Annotated in this window: 11 protein-coding genes; 3 read left to right on the top strand and 8 right to left on the bottom strand. The window is 43.1% G+C overall.

Annotated elements, in window-relative coordinates:
• Positions 1–73: 73 nt before the first annotated feature.
• The 4 genes from IEX80_RS01150 to IEX80_RS01135 all read right to left on the bottom strand — a co-directional run bounded on the left by IEX80_RS01150 (position 74) and on the right by IEX80_RS01135 (position 6,813).
• Positions 74–1,876 (bottom strand): M61 family metallopeptidase, encoded by a 1,803-nt coding sequence (locus IEX80_RS01150; protein WP_188831679.1) that lies wholly within the window; start codon positions 1,874–1,876, stop codon positions 74–76.
• A 163-nt stretch (positions 1,877–2,039) separates the two neighbouring features.
• Positions 2,040–4,700 (bottom strand): glycoside hydrolase family 2 protein, encoded by a 2,661-nt coding sequence (locus tag IEX80_RS01145; protein ID WP_188831678.1) that lies wholly within the window; start codon positions 4,698–4,700, stop codon positions 2,040–2,042.
• Between the two features lie 12 nt (positions 4,701–4,712).
• The gene (locus IEX80_RS01140; protein WP_188831677.1) at positions 4,713–5,567 is read right to left on the bottom strand and encodes an ROK family protein; all 855 of its coding nucleotides are present in this window, start codon (positions 5,565–5,567) and stop codon (positions 4,713–4,715) included.
• Positions 5,568–5,574: 7 nt separating this feature from the next.
• Entirely contained in the window at positions 5,575–6,813 is a 1,239-nt protein-coding gene (locus IEX80_RS01135) for an MFS transporter (protein WP_188831676.1), read from the bottom strand.
• Between the two features lie 227 nt (positions 6,814–7,040).
• Between IEX80_RS01135 and IEX80_RS01130 the strand changes: the two genes are divergently transcribed.
• The 3 genes from IEX80_RS01130 to IEX80_RS01120 are packed head-to-tail and all read left to right on the top strand — an operon-like array spanning position 7,041 to position 9,378.
• Positions 7,041–8,081, top strand: a complete 1,041-nt coding sequence (locus tag IEX80_RS01130; RefSeq protein ID WP_188831675.1) for an AI-2E family transporter — start codon at positions 7,041–7,043, stop codon at positions 8,079–8,081.
• A gap of 5 nt (positions 8,082–8,086) precedes the next feature.
• On the top strand, positions 8,087–9,019 hold the full coding sequence (locus tag IEX80_RS01125; RefSeq protein WP_188831674.1) for a cation diffusion facilitator family transporter: 933 nt from the start codon (positions 8,087–8,089) through the stop codon (positions 9,017–9,019).
• A 35-nt stretch (positions 9,020–9,054) separates the two neighbouring features.
• Positions 9,055–9,378 carry a hypothetical protein gene (locus tag IEX80_RS01120; protein WP_188831673.1) on the top strand — a complete coding sequence of 108 codons (324 nt, stop codon included), beginning with the start codon at positions 9,055–9,057 and terminating at the stop codon, positions 9,376–9,378.
• 106 nt (positions 9,379–9,484) lie between these two features.
• On the opposite strand, the gene IEX80_RS01115 is transcribed toward IEX80_RS01120, so the two are convergent.
• The 4 genes from IEX80_RS01115 to IEX80_RS01100 form a co-directional block, all read right to left on the bottom strand.
• The gene (locus IEX80_RS01115) at positions 9,485–10,606 is read right to left on the bottom strand and encodes an XrtY-associated glycosyltransferase XYAG1 (protein WP_188831672.1); all 1,122 of its coding nucleotides are present in this window, start codon (positions 10,604–10,606) and stop codon (positions 9,485–9,487) included.
• Between the two features lie 251 nt (positions 10,607–10,857).
• Complete coding sequence (locus IEX80_RS01110) at positions 10,858–11,418, bottom strand: inorganic diphosphatase (RefSeq protein ID WP_188831671.1); 561 nt, start codon at positions 11,416–11,418, stop codon at positions 10,858–10,860.
• 314 nt (positions 11,419–11,732) lie between these two features.
• The gene (locus tag IEX80_RS01105; RefSeq protein ID WP_188831670.1) at positions 11,733–14,714 is read right to left on the bottom strand and encodes a glycoside hydrolase domain-containing protein; all 2,982 of its coding nucleotides are present in this window, start codon (positions 14,712–14,714) and stop codon (positions 11,733–11,735) included.
• Positions 14,715–14,867: 153 nt separating this feature from the next.
• Positions 14,868–15,884 carry a c-type cytochrome gene (locus IEX80_RS01100; RefSeq protein WP_229701476.1) on the bottom strand — a complete coding sequence of 339 codons (1,017 nt, stop codon included), beginning with the start codon at positions 15,882–15,884 and terminating at the stop codon, positions 14,868–14,870.
• Position 15,885 lies beyond the last annotated feature (1 nt).

The following is a 15,885-nucleotide window of genomic DNA, read 5'->3' as shown; positions in this document are numbered from 1 at the left end:
ATGATTTAATATGTTGCAAATCATAAAAATTAGCGGGCCATCTATCCTCCCAACAAAAAGGCCTGGCAAATCGCTATTTCCCTTCTGTCCAGCTTTTAAAAATAGCAGTCTGTAATTGATCAGGATTAGGCAGTGGAGTTATTTTGAATGTTTTTTCGCGCAATCTTCCCAAAACGATAGTTACATCCTTCCTTTCCCCATTTTTTAGCAAACCTAACGTTAGGTTGTCTCCGGTATTTTTTGTTTCGAAGGCTTTAAAAAGCACATCTTTTGTTGCAGGAGCGCCGTCAACTGTAAGTATTACCGTACGTCCCCTGATGCCTTTATCCCAGGCCGGCGATTTATAAGCAACAGTATTGATCCGCAAGGTGTCGCCCTGCTGTCGCACGTTAAGGCCAGCCCATGATTCCGATACCACTTTAGTAACAGTATCAACAGCTAGTCCTCCGTAAGCGAAATATTTTGGATAATCAGGCGGTTTAACGGTCGACGCATATTCAAATACCTCGGTTAAAGGTATGCCTGCCATTTTCTCACATTCGTTCCTGAATTCCCGTTCTGTAAAACCACGGTTCAGCTTTTTGTAATACTTATAATAAAGCAGGCGCATTACATCATCAAGCGTTTTTTTATTTTGTGTTGCATGGCGGATGCTGAAATCAAGCATCAAACCAAGAATCGGCCCTTTATCGTAGTATGAAATGGTTTTATTAAAATCGTCGCCCTGCCTGCCGTTAGGTCCGTCATCCCAGGTGTTATAGCTTGCTTGCGTTGCAGATTGGTACAAATGGCCGGGCTCATTTTCGTAGTTACGCAGGTTATTCTGAAAATCGCCAAACATATCTTCATTACTCATTAAACCGGCATGCCTGGTTATCATGTATTCATAATAAACGGTGAAGCCCTCTGATACCCAAAGCATATTGGTATGGTTCTCTTTCGAATAATCAAACGGCCCAAGCTCCACCGGTCTGATGCGTTTAACATTATAGTGATGAAAATACTCATGCGCTATAAAGTTGTACAGCTTTTTACGGGCTTCTGGCGTATTAAACCCTTCGCCACCACTAAAGCTCAACGAGGTTGAGTTTAAATGCTCAATACCGCCCCCACCCGCGCCAATGGATAAAAAGGTATAATGCGTATAAGGAATTTCGCCTATGATGTTGCTGCCGGTCACTACTATCTTTTTTAGGTCGTCCATAAACGCCTGCCTGTCAAAAGCAGGCAACTTATAACCGATAAAGTTGTGTGGTTTATTCTGCACACTGAAAGGCGGCAAAACTTCCAGCTCGCCCATTAAAAAAGGGCTGTCATAAAGCACATCAAAATCGGCTGCTTTGTAAACATGGTATTGTCCCTTCAGGGTATCCAGCCCGGTTGCTACCAGATCGCTCCATTTACTGTAAGGTTTCATTTGGATGGTGACTGGATGGCGTAATTCCTGGTCGAGGTACATGAACAGGCCCCCGGGGGTAATGTAGCCTCTTGTTTCGTCAAGGTAAACGTTGCCCACAAACGGCACAACAGCTTTAACATCGTACGAGATCTTTACATCGCCGGCCGAAGGGTTAATAACTTTCCAGGTATCCTTAGTAGGCTTATCAAATTTAAGCGAATTACCCTTTGCATCGGCAACAGTAAAATTTTGTACAGCTCCGGCAAAATTGATTAACTGGTAATATCCCGGTGTCCAAACGCACATCTTAAAATCGAGCGTTTTGAGGTGGGTTTTATTGGTCAACTCAACATGATACAAATGGTCGGCCGCCTTTTCCATCGACACCGAATATTGCATATTAACAGGTTGCTGGGCCCAAACGCCGGCACAAAAAAACAGGCAAAATGACAGGGTTAAATTAGATAGTAATTTCATTATCTGCTTGGGTTTTGCCGAATCTAATAAACAGCGGTTTATTTATTTCACCAATCACCGGAAATTAGCCCGAAAAATGCCTGTATTTATCCACTGGGGATAAATTTTACCAGATATTTTAACTTAAGAAAACTGGCCATGATCAGCTTATTTCCAGGATAAACTACTTCTTCGGCAGCCCATCTTCAAACCCAAAATCGCCACTGCTCGCAGCTATATCCAGGTTCCAGGCCGAAGTTAGGAAATAAGGCGCTGTACTATCGGCATTCTTAGTGCTATAGGTACATTTAATCACCCTGCTTTCGCCCGGTGCCAATGAGATATAGTTGTCGCTGAAGATCACTGGTAAAATATCGTCACCACCTTGCCCTTTTAAAGCGCGCAGATGTACAAAAAACGCAACTGCACTGCCTGTATTTTTGATAGTTACCATATGCGAGGTGCTGTCCCCTTCAGCTTTACCGGTTTGACTAACCACTAATTTAGTTTTGGGTAAAGATTGCAGGGCTGAATAATCCGCATAAGCCGATTGTGGTGTAGTAAACCAGTTTGATTTTTTCCAATTCAGCTCATCGCTTTTTTTGGAGAGCCAATACCAGTTGATGCTTTTAGTTTCACCGCTTTTATCGTTTAATTCAAGGCGCAACAGGTAAGTATCCGTTAAACCGGTAATGGCGGGCAGGGCGAATAATCTTTTTGATGCATCGGCACCTATATCGGCAGTTGCGGTTTTGCTGAATTTATTTGACCCATCGAGGTTATAAACATCAGCCTTAACTTTTAAACCGGTAAAGCTTTTTAAAAAGGAGTTGATAATTGCTACCTCATTTGTTTTGTAAGAATACAGCACATGCAGTGGTTCCATCGCTTTTTTCATGCCAAAATAAGTGCCCGCAGGGTACAGGTAATAGTCATATGTATGCCAGATCAGTCCCGGCCACGGATTGCTCAGCATCCATTGAACTATCCCCGTAGCAGTTTGATATTTATTCAACCCATATGCTTCCATCATAGCGCGGTGGGCTTCATAGTTTTGGGCCTGTGCCTTGGCTACATAGTTTTTGATGGATGCAGTTTCGCCGTAACGATTGTAAAGCGCTTTGGTGAATACCTTTGTGGTGCCAAATGAGCCTGTACCGCAATGGTAGTTCCAGGCGGCCGAGGTTACGTTCAGCGAATCTTTAGGGATAAATTTCACCAGGCTTTCATACGGCGGGATTGACGGGCCGGGCGAAATCTCGGTGGCAAAACTGTAAGTACCGCCATACTTTTTGGCGGCATCGGTTTCCCAATAAACAGGGGGCACCCACTCATACGGGCCGGCCATTTTTACACCGCTATAGCCCGATACCTTTGACTTACTTTCATTAGCGGTTGCTAATAAGGGGTTAGGCCATTTTAACTGCTTTTCAATCTTCAGGTAATCGCGCTCAACCGAGGTATCTGTCGGCGGCATATCGCTGCCATTGAGCCATACAAACAAGCTGGCCTTGTTGCGCAGCCAGTACATCACACTGCTATCTGACGCCATGGCAACTTTTCGTTCGGCCGCTTCCCATTTTTCGGGGTGTTGCCAGGCGCCGCAGCACATCCAGCCGTTCATCACCATCAGGCCGTATTTATCGCACAGATCGTAAAAATTATCGTCTTCCATTTTACCTTCGGAGCGTACAATGTTCATGTTCATATCCCGTACCAACCGGATCTCCTGCTCCTGCCTTTCGGGCGAGCGGCGCTGGAAAATATCAGGCGACCAGGCCGCCCCCCTTAACATAATAGGCTTGCCATTCACAATAAACTCGCGCGACTGGTTATTATCAATAATCCTGGATGTAAACTGCCTGATCCCAAAATTCTCGCTCACCGAGTTGCTCAGCTTTTTATTAACCACAGCCGACACTTCAATGCGGTTGAGGTTTGGCTTACCATATTGCCAGGGCCACCAGATGGATGGATCTTTAATATTAAGCTGCTTAAACTCCAAAGGTGAAAAGTTTACATTCTTCGACTCGTTAGCCAGCAGGTGTACTTTTTTTTCGAAGGATATATTTTCATTGATCCTGCCTTTGATCACCGCATCCTGAGTTTTATTGGTATAGTTGGTCACCTGGGCGTCTACCGTTAAATGAGCGATAGTTAACGATGGCAGATCGAAATCTGTTGTAACCAATGGAAACTTTACGCCTACTTTATTGTAAGTTCTCACTTCAACGTTGTTGATGATACCACCATTATAATCCTGCGGATAGGGAATCCAGTCGGCATAATCAATGGCAAGGTCGCCATCGCGTTTGTTTGGGGTAAAAGGCCTAAGCACTTCAATAGCTAAAGTGTTGGTGCCGCTATAGTTGATATTTTTGGTGAGGTCAAGATCAATGATGCGATATGGGCCCTTCACTTTTGTTGAATCGGCTATTTTAACCCCGTTGAACCAAACGTTGGCTTTATAGTTGATGCCATGTAAACGAAGGATCACGTTTTTGCCATTTTCGGCAGCAGGCAGGGTAAACTCCTTCCTGAACCACCATGGTTTATCCAATTTAGGATCCGCCAGTTTTTCAAGGTTCCTGCCCATAAACGGATCGAAATTATATACATGATTGGCCAGTAAGCCCGCTAAAATGGTTGATGGCACGCTTACTTTATGCCAGCCTTGGGTATCAAATTTTTCTTTCGAAATCTCCGTAGCGGCGGCGGGCACTGTAACTGTCGATTGCATCTGCCAGTCATCCTTCAACAGTAAGTTAAAATTCTCCTGCCGCTCCTGCGCAAATGCCCTTGTACTGAGCAGGGCTATTACCGACATTAATAATATTTTTTTCATGATAGATTGACTTTACTTCTGATTATCGTAATACAAAGCAGCCGCACCAATGATACCGCTGTTTTGCAGTTCCGAGATCTCGATTTTTATACGTTCAAGCGTTTTTGAGTAGGCAAAGGTTTTCACCTGCTGCCACATAGTATCTTTAAAATATTCAAAAGCCTGGCTTACCGATCCGCCTAAAATAATCAGCTCGGGATCATAGGCATACATGATCATTTTTACTGCATTCCCCACATGATTTCCTAATTCGGCATACAGCTCCAATGCCCTCTCTTTGCCGGCCTGTGCATCTTTAAATACCTGTACGCCATCCAATCCGTATACATTACTAAAAAATGAGCCGCTGCAATAGTACTCCAGGATGTTATCGATATAGGGAAAAAGACCTATCTCCCCGGCACCGCAATTGTGGCCTGCGTACAGTTTGCCATTGGTGATAATGCCGGTGCCAAGCCCGGTGCCCAGGGTCACGCCAACCATGCTGTCAGTACCCTTTCCCTTTCCAAAATATAACTCACCTACGGCAAAACAATTGGCGTCATTATTTACATATACCGGGATGTTGTATCGCTCCTGCATCAGTTTTTTCAGGTGCACTTCCTTCCATGAGGGAATATATTGCACATCATAAACAATACCTTCGGCTACATCAACCACGCTGGGCACGCCTATGCCTATGGCGCTGGCCTTATCGTTTTGCAGCAGGGCATCAACAACAGTATAAATATCGTTCAGCACATCTTCTACACTGCCGTCGCTTTTTATCCGTTGCGATACAATATTACCGATGGTGTTATTATTAACAACCGCTCCGCGGATATTGGTAGCACCCAGATCAATACCTATAACTTTTATATTGCTCATTTATTTATTATGCTTTATTATCAAAAATAGTTTTGTTGGTAACCAGTGGCTTAGCCCAAAAACCGATGCTAAGCATGTAGCCAAATGTAATGTACAGGAAAAACATCCCCTGTCTTAAGCCAAACAGACTGCCCAAGCCTCCTATAAGGAGTTGAACCACTGCGCCGCCAATAATACCGGTAACCAGGATCCCGGCAAATGAACCGTGATCTTCAGCTATCGAACTCAACGCCAGCGAGAATATAATGGGATACATTACCGACATGAAGAAGCCAACTATTGAAAATGAGTACAATGATGTTTGAGCGCTGCCGAACAAACCAAGCGTGAGGAAAATGAGTGCCAAAATGGTAAAGATCACCAGCAGCTTGCGGCTATCCATCAATTTAAGTAAAAACAAGCCTAAAATGCCGCCGGCAGTCATCAATCCCCAGAAATAGGCTACCGCGCTGGCACCCGTGGTTTGCGGATCAAACTTGTGGTAAACAAGTAAAAATTGCGACATCCAGTAGGATACGCCCTGCTCGCTGCCCACATAACAAAACAAAGCTATAAAGTAAGCTATAACAACGGGCTTTTTAAAAAGGTCGATGTGGGTTTTCCATGGCCCGGCTTTTTCATCGCTGGCCAGTTCAACCTTCGGAAATTTAGATATCAGCATGATCACCAACATACCTAAACAAATAACCGCAAACAGCCAGTACAACGAAATCCAGGGCATGGCTGTGGGTACGTGCGCCTCAAGCAAAGGGAAAATACCACCCTTGCTGCTCCCCATGTTTTTAACCATGTATGAATAAACCAGCGGACTAACAAAGGATGCCCCGCCAAATATGAGCTGTGCCAATACTGAAGTAAAAGCGTAATTTTCCTCCCCGCCTGATGTGCGGAGCAGCGGATTAATCACCACCTGCAGCATAGCCATACCGCAGCCAATTAAAAACAAGGATATAATGGCAGTAAGATAATTAGGATAAACAGCCAATAGTAAAGAGCCAAAGAACGCCACCACAAAAGCAGCAACCATAATGGTTTTCTCATTATACTTTTGAACCAGCATGCTCGACGGAATTGACATAACCCCATAGGCAATAAAAAACGCAAAGGGCAATACCCCTGCCATTACATCGCTCAACTTGAAATCCTTAATAAACTCGGGAGATAACGGCCCGATAATATTGGTTAAAAACGAAATAACAAAAAACGTAAGCATGATCAGCGTTACGATATAGTAGTTTTTCTTCATCAACTGGAGGGTTATGGTTTTTGGTTCGGTATAACCTAAATATCGTTAAAAATCTTTTGATGGAATAATTTCATAAAAACTTATTTAAATTGTTACACTTCCTTTCTAAAACATTTTAAAAAGTTTAAAAGCAATCGATCTAAATCTCTTTCGTAATATCTTGTTAACTTAATTCAATCAAAACATTTAGAGTACATGAATGTGTTAATGGAACAAATACCTGCTATATGACCCCAAAAAAAGAGAAAGAGCTTACTTATATCGAAAAAGTATGGCACACTGTTGCTATTGTTGCCTTATTGGTTGTAGTGATACTGATAGCCCGGGTGGCTTTTAACGTACTGCTCATGGTACTTTCAGGCGCACTAATCGCGACTTATTTTCATGGCCTTGGCGACCTGATAGAGCGTAACACTAAAATGCCCAGACGGTATGCCATGATCATATCTGTAGTTGGTTCATTTTTAATTGTAGCAGGCTTGTTTTATTTAATGGGCACAACCATACAGCACCAGATAACTTTACTTAAAGATACGCTTCCGCATACGGTTAATAATTTTAAGGCTAAGCTGGCTTCAAACCCAACGGGGCAGCAAATACTTGATTATTTTTCGGGCGATAATGATCCCGATAAAGTTGTGGTTACGGTACAGCACTTTTTCAGTACCAGCTTTGGCGTGCTGGGTGATATTTATATCATACTGTTCCTGAGTATTTTTTTCACTACCAATCCCGATGTTTATAAAAATGGCATATTAATGCTGCTATCAGATCAAAAAAAGCCTTTGGGACAAGATATTATGGACAGGATCAGTCTTTCATTAAAAGGCTGGCTTAAAGGGATGCTGCTCTCTATGGTATTATTGGGTTTGCTGCTTACCACGGGCTTAAGCATTATGGAAATTCCGGCGGCATTGATATTAGCCTTATTTGCAGGCATGTTAAAGATCATCCCTAACCTGGGTTCGGTTATAGCCATGATACCGGGTGTATTACTTGCACTTACCATTGGCACAAATACCGCTATTATAGTGGCGCTCATTTATGTTGTATCGCAAACCGTAGTGAGTAATATCGTAGTGCCTATAGTACAAAACCGTATGATCAACCTTCCTCCCGCGCTTACCATCATCAGCCAGGTGGTTATGGGAACGCTTTCGGGGGTACTGGGTATCATATTGGCAGTTCCTATTGTGGCCATTATTGTGATTTTGGTTGATGAATTGTATGTTAAAAAACTTGGCGATGCCGAGGTAATAGCGCATTAAGGAATATGACCTCATCAAAAAAATCGATATATAGCGCACTAATTGCCAACCTGCTCATAGCAATAACCAAATTTATAGCGGGCATTATAGGCCGAAGCGGGTCTATGATCTCCGAGGGAATCCACTCTGTAGTGGATACCGCTAACGAATTGCTGCTGTTGCTTGGTCTGCACAGGGCCCGCAAAGAGCCCGATAAAACCCATCCTTTTGGCTACGGTAAGGAGCTATACTTTTGGTCGTTCATTGTATCTATCATGATATTTGGCCTGGGCGGAGGGCTATCTATTTACCAGGGAATATTACATATCCGCCAACCCGAACCCCTTGGCGATCCTACGATGAGTTATATCGTTTTGGGATTATCCGTCATATTTGAAGGCTCGTCGCTCATCATCGCCCTGAAAGAATTTAACGCCATAAGGGGCGATCAAACCTGGTGGGATGCCGTAGTTAAAAGCAAAGACCCATCAACCTTTTTAGTGATGTTTGAGGATAGCGCAGCCGTTGCAGGGCTTTTTATTGTTGGCATTTGCATGTTCCTGAACCATCGTTATCACATCCCCGTGCTTGACGGTATAGCATCATTATTAGTTGGTTTAATTTTGGTTGGTGTTTCGGCCATATTAGCCCGGGAGAGCAGGAGTTTGCTTATGGGCGAAGGTATTTCGTCTGAATCGCGTACGAAGATAAGCACCCTCGTTGAACAGGATAATGCCGTTTTAAAGGTGATGCACATGCTGTCAACCTATCAATCGCCCGATGAAATTATTTTGATGCTGATTGTAGCCTTTAAGGAAGATCTTGATACACAGCAAATCAATGAGGCTATCGACCGGATTCGCGAATGCATTAAGCAGGAATTTAGTTTAGTACGTTTTGTGTTGGTACAGCCCGAAACATTTTCGGCAGAAATTACTGAAACAGGCAGCGTACTTTAATTGTATATTAGCTATTGATAACAAACACCTATCTCATGGAAGAACAAAAATTTCATTACGCAACGGTAACCGAAGCTATAACCAAATTAAAAGAACAGGGCTATACCCATGAATTTAGCCTGGAAGGTGACCATCTTAAGGCAGGCGCGGAAAACTTCCCGGTAAAAGAATTTGAAATAGTGGACCTGTACCGCTACGAAGGCCCCTCCGACCCCGCCGATGAGGCTATTGTTTACGCCCTTGCCTCAGCGGAAGGTATTAAAGGCACACTGGTAACGGGCTATGGGATCTCGACAGATGAGGCGACTATAGAAACGCTAAAGAATTTACATTATAAGTATCAGCAGGGCCGGCAATAGTCTGGCCTTTTAACCATACCAGCCTCGCTTCCAACGCACATTTCGGCCTTAGCTTTAAAGGAAGGCAGCCATCGGGGATAGTAAATTGACCGAAAGAAAAGAGGGATTATTTTAAATACTCTTCGTAATACTTTGTTATCAGCACCTGCTCATGAAATGTCGTTCGGATAATTTCGCGGCCGTGCTTACGGATGTGATCTAATTTTTGCTTTCCAAAGTGGGCTTCGTTCAGTTTTTCGATAATGCTGTCGGTATCTAATGTACAGACCCAGCCCAGGTTATTTTCACCAACAAAATCAGAAAGACCTACATTTTCGGAAACTAAAACAGCTGTACCCATATGCAATGATTCAACCACCACATTCGCGAAGTTTTCATTAAAGGAGGTGAGGACACACAGGTCAGACTGGTTAAGCCGTTCAAATTTCTCCTCCCGGTTCACCCAGCCTATCCAGTCAATTTTTGAAGGTATATTTAACTCATTTGCAAGTCGTTTCAATTGCTGTATATATGCTTCTTCGCCATCGCCGGCAATGACAAGTTTCAGATTAAAAGAGAGTTTGCTTATAGCAGTAAACAGTTTTTCAAGTCCTTTTTTATGATGAATGCGCGACATAAAAACAACCGTGAAACACTCATTGCGGGGTTCCTTTATTTCGATATCAGGTAATGATAAAATATTGGGTAATACAAAGCCCTGCCAGCCCGGAATCAACTTCCTGCACTCGATATATTCGGATTGGGCGGTAGCGTGCAGCACGCATTTCTTTAAAATTCTACGACCACCTAATTTATGGATCAATTTTTTGTAGCTGTTGTTCCCGCTTTCAAATACGTACCCGCTTAGCATGCCGCGGGGCGCCAAAATAACCTTGGCTTTACTTAACAAGGCGAGCCGTGCAGCAATTACGTTTAAAATACTCCACCACGAATGGATATGGATCACATCATAGTGGTTGGCAGTTTTAACAAGCCTGCGCCACAATGCAGGGCTAACATGTGTATGATCGCCGGTGATCCGTTTAAAATATGTTACATTAACCCCTTCCACATCCATTACTGCGCCTGGTATTACATCCAGTTCGGTTTTACCGTTGGCCGTGGTGGTATAAACATCAACATTATGCCCATTAGCTGCTAATCCCTCGCATAGCCGCGATACAGATTCAGTTGGACCTCCGTAGCCGTAAGCGGGTTTATAAGCAGGTATAATGTGCAATATTTTCATAAAACATCATTAGCAATATGAGAATGCAAATATGCATCCCGCGGAGGGATTATTTAGCCTGCTGCAATTTTAAACCTAAAATTATCGAGGTATAAACGGAGCAGGCAAATCCCGAAGGAAACCAACGGTACTCATAAAGATTATCTGCGCTGCGCTCCCCGCCGGTACGAAGCAAAAATAAAAAATGTTTAACGCCGCAACTCAATTAAAAAGAAGCAGGGTTAAACATTTTTTATCAGACCTTAATATTTTTAACCGGCAACTTTGGTTTGGACGGGTTTAAAATTAACATCGTATAATACCATACTATCTTCTATCACCTGATGGCCGTAGCTTACCCCCATCCAGCGTTCAACAGTTACATTTTTGCCTTCCAAAACCTTGTAATCTTTAAAAAAGCACTCAATCTCTTTAATAGTATGCGGCGGCAGTTCGCTTAAATCATTTATATAATTAACCGACATATCATTATTGGCAACAGCGATGATTTTGTCATCCTGCTGGCCATTGTCAACCATATGCATTACCCCTATCACCTTAGCTTCGATGACAGACAGCGGAAAAACATCAACCGAGCATAAAACTAAAATATCAAGCGGATCCTGATCATCACAATAGGTTTGTGGGATAAATCCATAATTGGCGGGATACATTACGGACGAAAAAAGAACACGGTCTAACTTTAAAAGCCCGGATTCTTTATCAATCTCATATTTAGCTTTCGAACCCTTAGGGATTTCAATAACGGCGTTTACAATATAGGGAATTTTAGGTCCGGTTGAAACTTCATGCCATGGATGCTGTGTATTCATTGGTAGTAATTCAATATTTTGGTTATTTTTTTATGAAAGTACCAACAATTTACCGATTCGATTAAAATATTTTCATTTTATTTCAATTCACTTTATTACCCAAATGCATCAAAGAGCTTGTTACCGTTCAGTTTCAAGGGTTTACGGCTTTTATAAAAATGCAGGCGGTATGCATGCTTTTGGTACATACCACCACTGCAAACTAACATAATAAACCAGCAATCAATAAACCACAAAGGCAGGCTGCGGGTTTAACTCAGTGATCTGCCAATGTAAAAGTATATGGTTATAAACCATTTTTTATCCATTAACTGTTATTTAATGATCAACAACCAGCCTTTGCCTTTTTCAACCGGGATCCTGTCATTCAAGCCAAATATTTTGCCAGGCTGATAACTTTTTATCTCAGGAGCAGTAATTGTTGCTCCGGCCGGATTGATACCTAATTTTTTCCAGTTGATATTCAATTGAAAATCGGTATCAGCATCTTCCCAGCTGGCAACGGCAACCATGGCGGCACCATCTTTTTTGTAAACGGTGGCTATCACTTTGGCTTTATCGGTTTTCACCGGATTATCGTCAACCCAGTAACCAATCATTTTTGTGCCTTTCATACCGAAATTATCCCAGGCTTTCCAGATCGGGCGCGGATCGGCACCGTCGCTCCATGGCATACGGTTGGTCATGCCGTAAACCATGCCACGCCATTTATTGCCTCCGCCTTGCAGCATCTCGCCCATTAAACCAAACGGAATACCACTCACTTCGGTCAGGAAGAAATCAGGATCATTTTTTTCATAGTCAAAATACTCACCAAACCATAAACGGTTCAGATAAGGGAAATGCTCCATATACAGGTTAGCACTGTTATTAAATCCGTCGCTTTTGTTGTACTGGTTAGCAGAATGTAAGTCAATAATGCCGGGATGACCATCTTTGGTTAATACACGTTTGATACGTTTCATGGTAACACGGTCGAACGCCACGTCATCAAGGTAAATACCGTCGATACCTACGTTTTGGGTTAACCAGTTCATACCTTCCACGTAGTAATTATGCCAGCGGTTCATGCCGCTGTTAATAATAGCGGCATCCTTGATTTCAGGGACAAACCAGGCGGCAATATAGTCATCGCCTACATGCTCCTGTAACCAGCTAAAACCTCCACCCTTGCCCGGTGAATAGATCTCATGGCCTAAACTGCGTAACGCAAAAGTTTCATAGGCATGGTTTGATAGCTCGCGGATGGTATTGTAGATTTTCACCTTTAACCCGGCGGCATGGGCCGAGTCATCATAGGCCTTCATTTTTTGCCATGCAATAAACGGGTAGTTAATAGTTGGGTTTATTACCGTTGCGTGGTGAATATTGATAAGCGTTGCTCCAGCTTTTTTTATAGTATCAATAGGTTTGTACGCGTGATAAAATCTTGTAGCCCACTGAAAATCGGTATTGATGGTATGGAAAGGCGTTATCAATAAAGTAAAGTTATAATAAAGCTCATCCCCTTTTTTCAGGTCGTGCTCGCCGCTGTAATTATTGGCCAATACCGCTTTACCGTCAAATGCCACTTTAATACCACCTTTGTTATCGTTACCCCATGAAGTTGGTAACAACAAAGGCTTTTGCAAATAGAAATTAGTATTCAGCGGACGGACATATTTTTCATCTCTTAACGAATACTGCAAACCGCCGTTCACATTGCCTATCCAGGCACCATCCTGGTTTTTATGGGCAACATCCCATTTCCATTCAAAGTTTTCGGGTCGGTAGCCCCCTTTTTGACCAAGGCCTATCATATATTTGGCAAAATCCTTTTTAAAAGGGATGTGCATGGTAATATCTTTCAGGCTAACATCCTGCAGGGCTTTTACTTTCACGGTATAAGCCATAAAGCCGTCAAACTCCAGCGAGGCGGTTACATCCATCTGTAAACTATCATTAGCGCTTACTGCCGTCCACTGCACTGTGCCTGCCTCTTTTTTAGTGAATTGCACACCCTGGCTTTTCAGGTTTATCTTTTTACCGGCGGCATCAATAAAATGAAAGTGGATGCCCTCGGTAAGCAGGTTATTAGGTGTTGCCGCGTACTCCGTCATCTCTGGGGTAAAGTAAGTCTGGATCTGTTTGGGGAAACCATCTTTATTCACCTCCACTTTACGGCCAAGCAGGCTAATAGTATTGCCGCTTATTTCAAGCGGGGTATACGGCGAAATAACGGTATTTTGTTGCGCCATGGTTGAGTTTAACCAGCCCAGGCGGGTCATTTTATAAGGCTCGCTTACACCGCCATCTTTCGATATTTTGCTATTTACCTTAACAGATAAGGCAATTGTTTTTGCAGGTTTTCCGTTGATGCTAATAGTGGCATTACCGGTATAAATAGCAGGAAGAACTGTGGCAGGTACATCTACTCCACACCATAATGCCTGGATGTCGCCTTTAGCAACATTAACAATATTAGTAAGTGGTTTTGCATCATAAGCAGTGCCCCCGGTATTGATACAAAATAGTGCCGAAGCCGGGATTACCTTACCAGTAGCCGATTTAAGGTCACTGAATGTTACCTGTACATTTTCGATATTTTGCAGCGCGTAAATGCCCAACTGAAATGCAAAGTTTTCACCGCGGGCTGCTTCACCGGCATATGTACTCCTCGCACCAAGCTCAATCCAGCGTTGCGGTAAATCTTTGGTCATGCGGATGGAGTTCATCCTGTCTTCCGGGAAAACTAAAAACGCTTCTGCTTTATGTTTACTAATCAACGCTTCAGTTTCTGCTTTAGTAGCAATCACCTCCATCGGGTAAAAACTGTTAAAAGCATCAATAGACTGATACTCTTTTACCGAAGCTACAGGCGCCTTGCCGCTTACTGCGTTAAGCCACTCTGTAGAAGCTGTATTTTCGGGTTTGAGATAAACACCTTTAGGATAGTTTGAGCGCCCTTCATTTTTGTAAGGCATATAATACACAAAGTAAGTGCCCTTGCCCGATGTTGGCTCAAAATACAGTTCACCGCTTTCTCGGTTTACTGTGCCAACTTTTACATTGGTGATCTTTTGTTTGGTTTTAGCGTCCTGAATAATGATCCGCTTGTTTTCGGGCTCATTATCCCTGCGCCGCCAGTTGATCACTGCTTTAGCCACTTTCCCAGTACCGTTAAAAATTAACACTACACGATGATTACCTAAAGAATCGGCCAGCCAGCATTTATCGCAATTAGTATAAGGCACTTTTTGTGCCGAAGCAGCAAGGCCCGATAAAAGGAAAGTGATAGCTAAAAATTGTTTTTTCATGAAATAAATTTAGTCAGTCTTTTTATAATAAAAACTATGTCATTATAAGCATAGCGTGGCTATCGCGTAGCTAATGCATACCGAAGATGCATAACTACGAGATTGCTTCGTCGTCCCTCCTCGCAATGACATAGTTGGGTTTGGTATTATCTTCTAAATAGCCGGTGTAATCCCCTGGCCTTCCCAATAGTCAATAATAGGTTTGTATGGTCCGTATTTATGCTGCAGTTCGGAAAAAGGATCTTTAAACGGCCCTTTGTCGTAATCAATCGCTTTTTCTTCGTAATGCGGATAATCAACCTCCTTAGTAGTCTTAGGCAAAGGACGTTTATGCTTTTTATCGTCATTAACAAAAGCAGCTATATCAAGCGCCTGGGCATCGGTCAGGAAGGGTTTGCCTTCGGCTGTTTTATCATAAGGCATGTTGCCTTTTAGCCATTGCGCTAATTTAACAACCCTGTGCATACTTGAACCCGGGCGATAGGCCAATAATCCCCATACCGGTGGATATTCGTAAGTTACATTATCAAAACGCATTTTGCCTTCGCCGTTTTTGGCATGGCAGCGCTCGCAGTTTTGCGCGTATAGCACTTCGCCCCTGTCTGATGATGCCGCAACATCCGGCAGTTCGACTTCCATATTCTTTAACCCTTTGGTAGTTTTAGATATGTTTGACGAATCACTCAGAAATTTCAGGTAAGCCATGATCGAGATCATTTCCTTTCCATCCAACGGCAATGGTTTGCCCAGGTTAGGGCGCATTACGCAATTGTTGATACGCTCGGCCAAAGATAAGATCCTGCCCTCTCTTGCCCTGTACTGCGGATAATCACGAAATGACCTAACCAAATTAAAAGCGTATGGTCTTGTACCTGCATCGCGGTGGCAATTGGTACAATTCATTTTATTGCCGGTGTAATGGCCGTTAACCCCTTCGGGGCCAATATAGTATGCGGTATGCAACATCAGTTCGCGGCCATAACGCACCGCATCGCCGTATTTACCGCCGGGCATTTTGGAGCTATCCACAGCAACCAGGTTATTCACAGCCGCTGAATCAGCTTTATTTGCCTCTTCGGCTTTGCTCCCGCTACATGACACTAACTGAGCAACGCTCGCCAAAGCGGCTAACAACATCAGCAAAGCTATATATTGATATTTCTTTTTCATT

The sequence above is a fragment of the Mucilaginibacter rubeus genome (genome assembly GCF_014643835.1).
Taxonomy (GTDB): Bacteria; Bacteroidota; Bacteroidia; order Sphingobacteriales; family Sphingobacteriaceae; genus Mucilaginibacter; species Mucilaginibacter rubeus.
The sequence above is the reverse complement of the archived record's forward strand: the minus strand, read 5'-3'. Positions and strand labels throughout refer to the sequence as shown.

Coding starts and splice junctions, on each gene's coding strand:
- IEX80_RS01150 (WP_188831679.1), bottom strand. CDS start 1,876: ATGAAATTACTATCTAATTTAACCCTGTCATTTTGCCTGTTTTTTTGT.
- IEX80_RS01145 (WP_188831678.1), bottom strand. CDS start 4,700: ATGAAAAAAATATTATTAATGTCGGTAATAGCCCTGCTCAGTACAAGG.
- IEX80_RS01140 (WP_188831677.1), bottom strand. CDS start 5,567: ATGAGCAATATAAAAGTTATAGGTATTGATCTGGGTGCTACCAATATC.
- IEX80_RS01135 (WP_188831676.1), bottom strand. CDS start 6,813: ATGAAGAAAAACTACTATATCGTAACGCTGATCATGCTTACGTTTTTT.
- IEX80_RS01130 (WP_188831675.1), top strand. CDS start 7,041: ATGACCCCAAAAAAAGAGAAAGAGCTTACTTATATCGAAAAAGTATGG.
- IEX80_RS01125 (WP_188831674.1), top strand. CDS start 8,087: ATGACCTCATCAAAAAAATCGATATATAGCGCACTAATTGCCAACCTG.
- IEX80_RS01120 (WP_188831673.1), top strand. CDS start 9,055: ATGGAAGAACAAAAATTTCATTACGCAACGGTAACCGAAGCTATAACC.
- IEX80_RS01115 (WP_188831672.1), bottom strand. CDS start 10,606: ATGAAAATATTGCACATTATACCTGCTTATAAACCCGCTTACGGCTAC.
- IEX80_RS01110 (WP_188831671.1), bottom strand. CDS start 11,418: ATGAATACACAGCATCCATGGCATGAAGTTTCAACCGGACCTAAAATT.
- IEX80_RS01105 (WP_188831670.1), bottom strand. CDS start 14,714: ATGAAAAAACAATTTTTAGCTATCACTTTCCTTTTATCGGGCCTTGCT.
- IEX80_RS01100 (WP_229701476.1), bottom strand. CDS start 15,884: ATGAAAAAGAAATATCAATATATAGCTTTGCTGATGTTGTTAGCCGCT.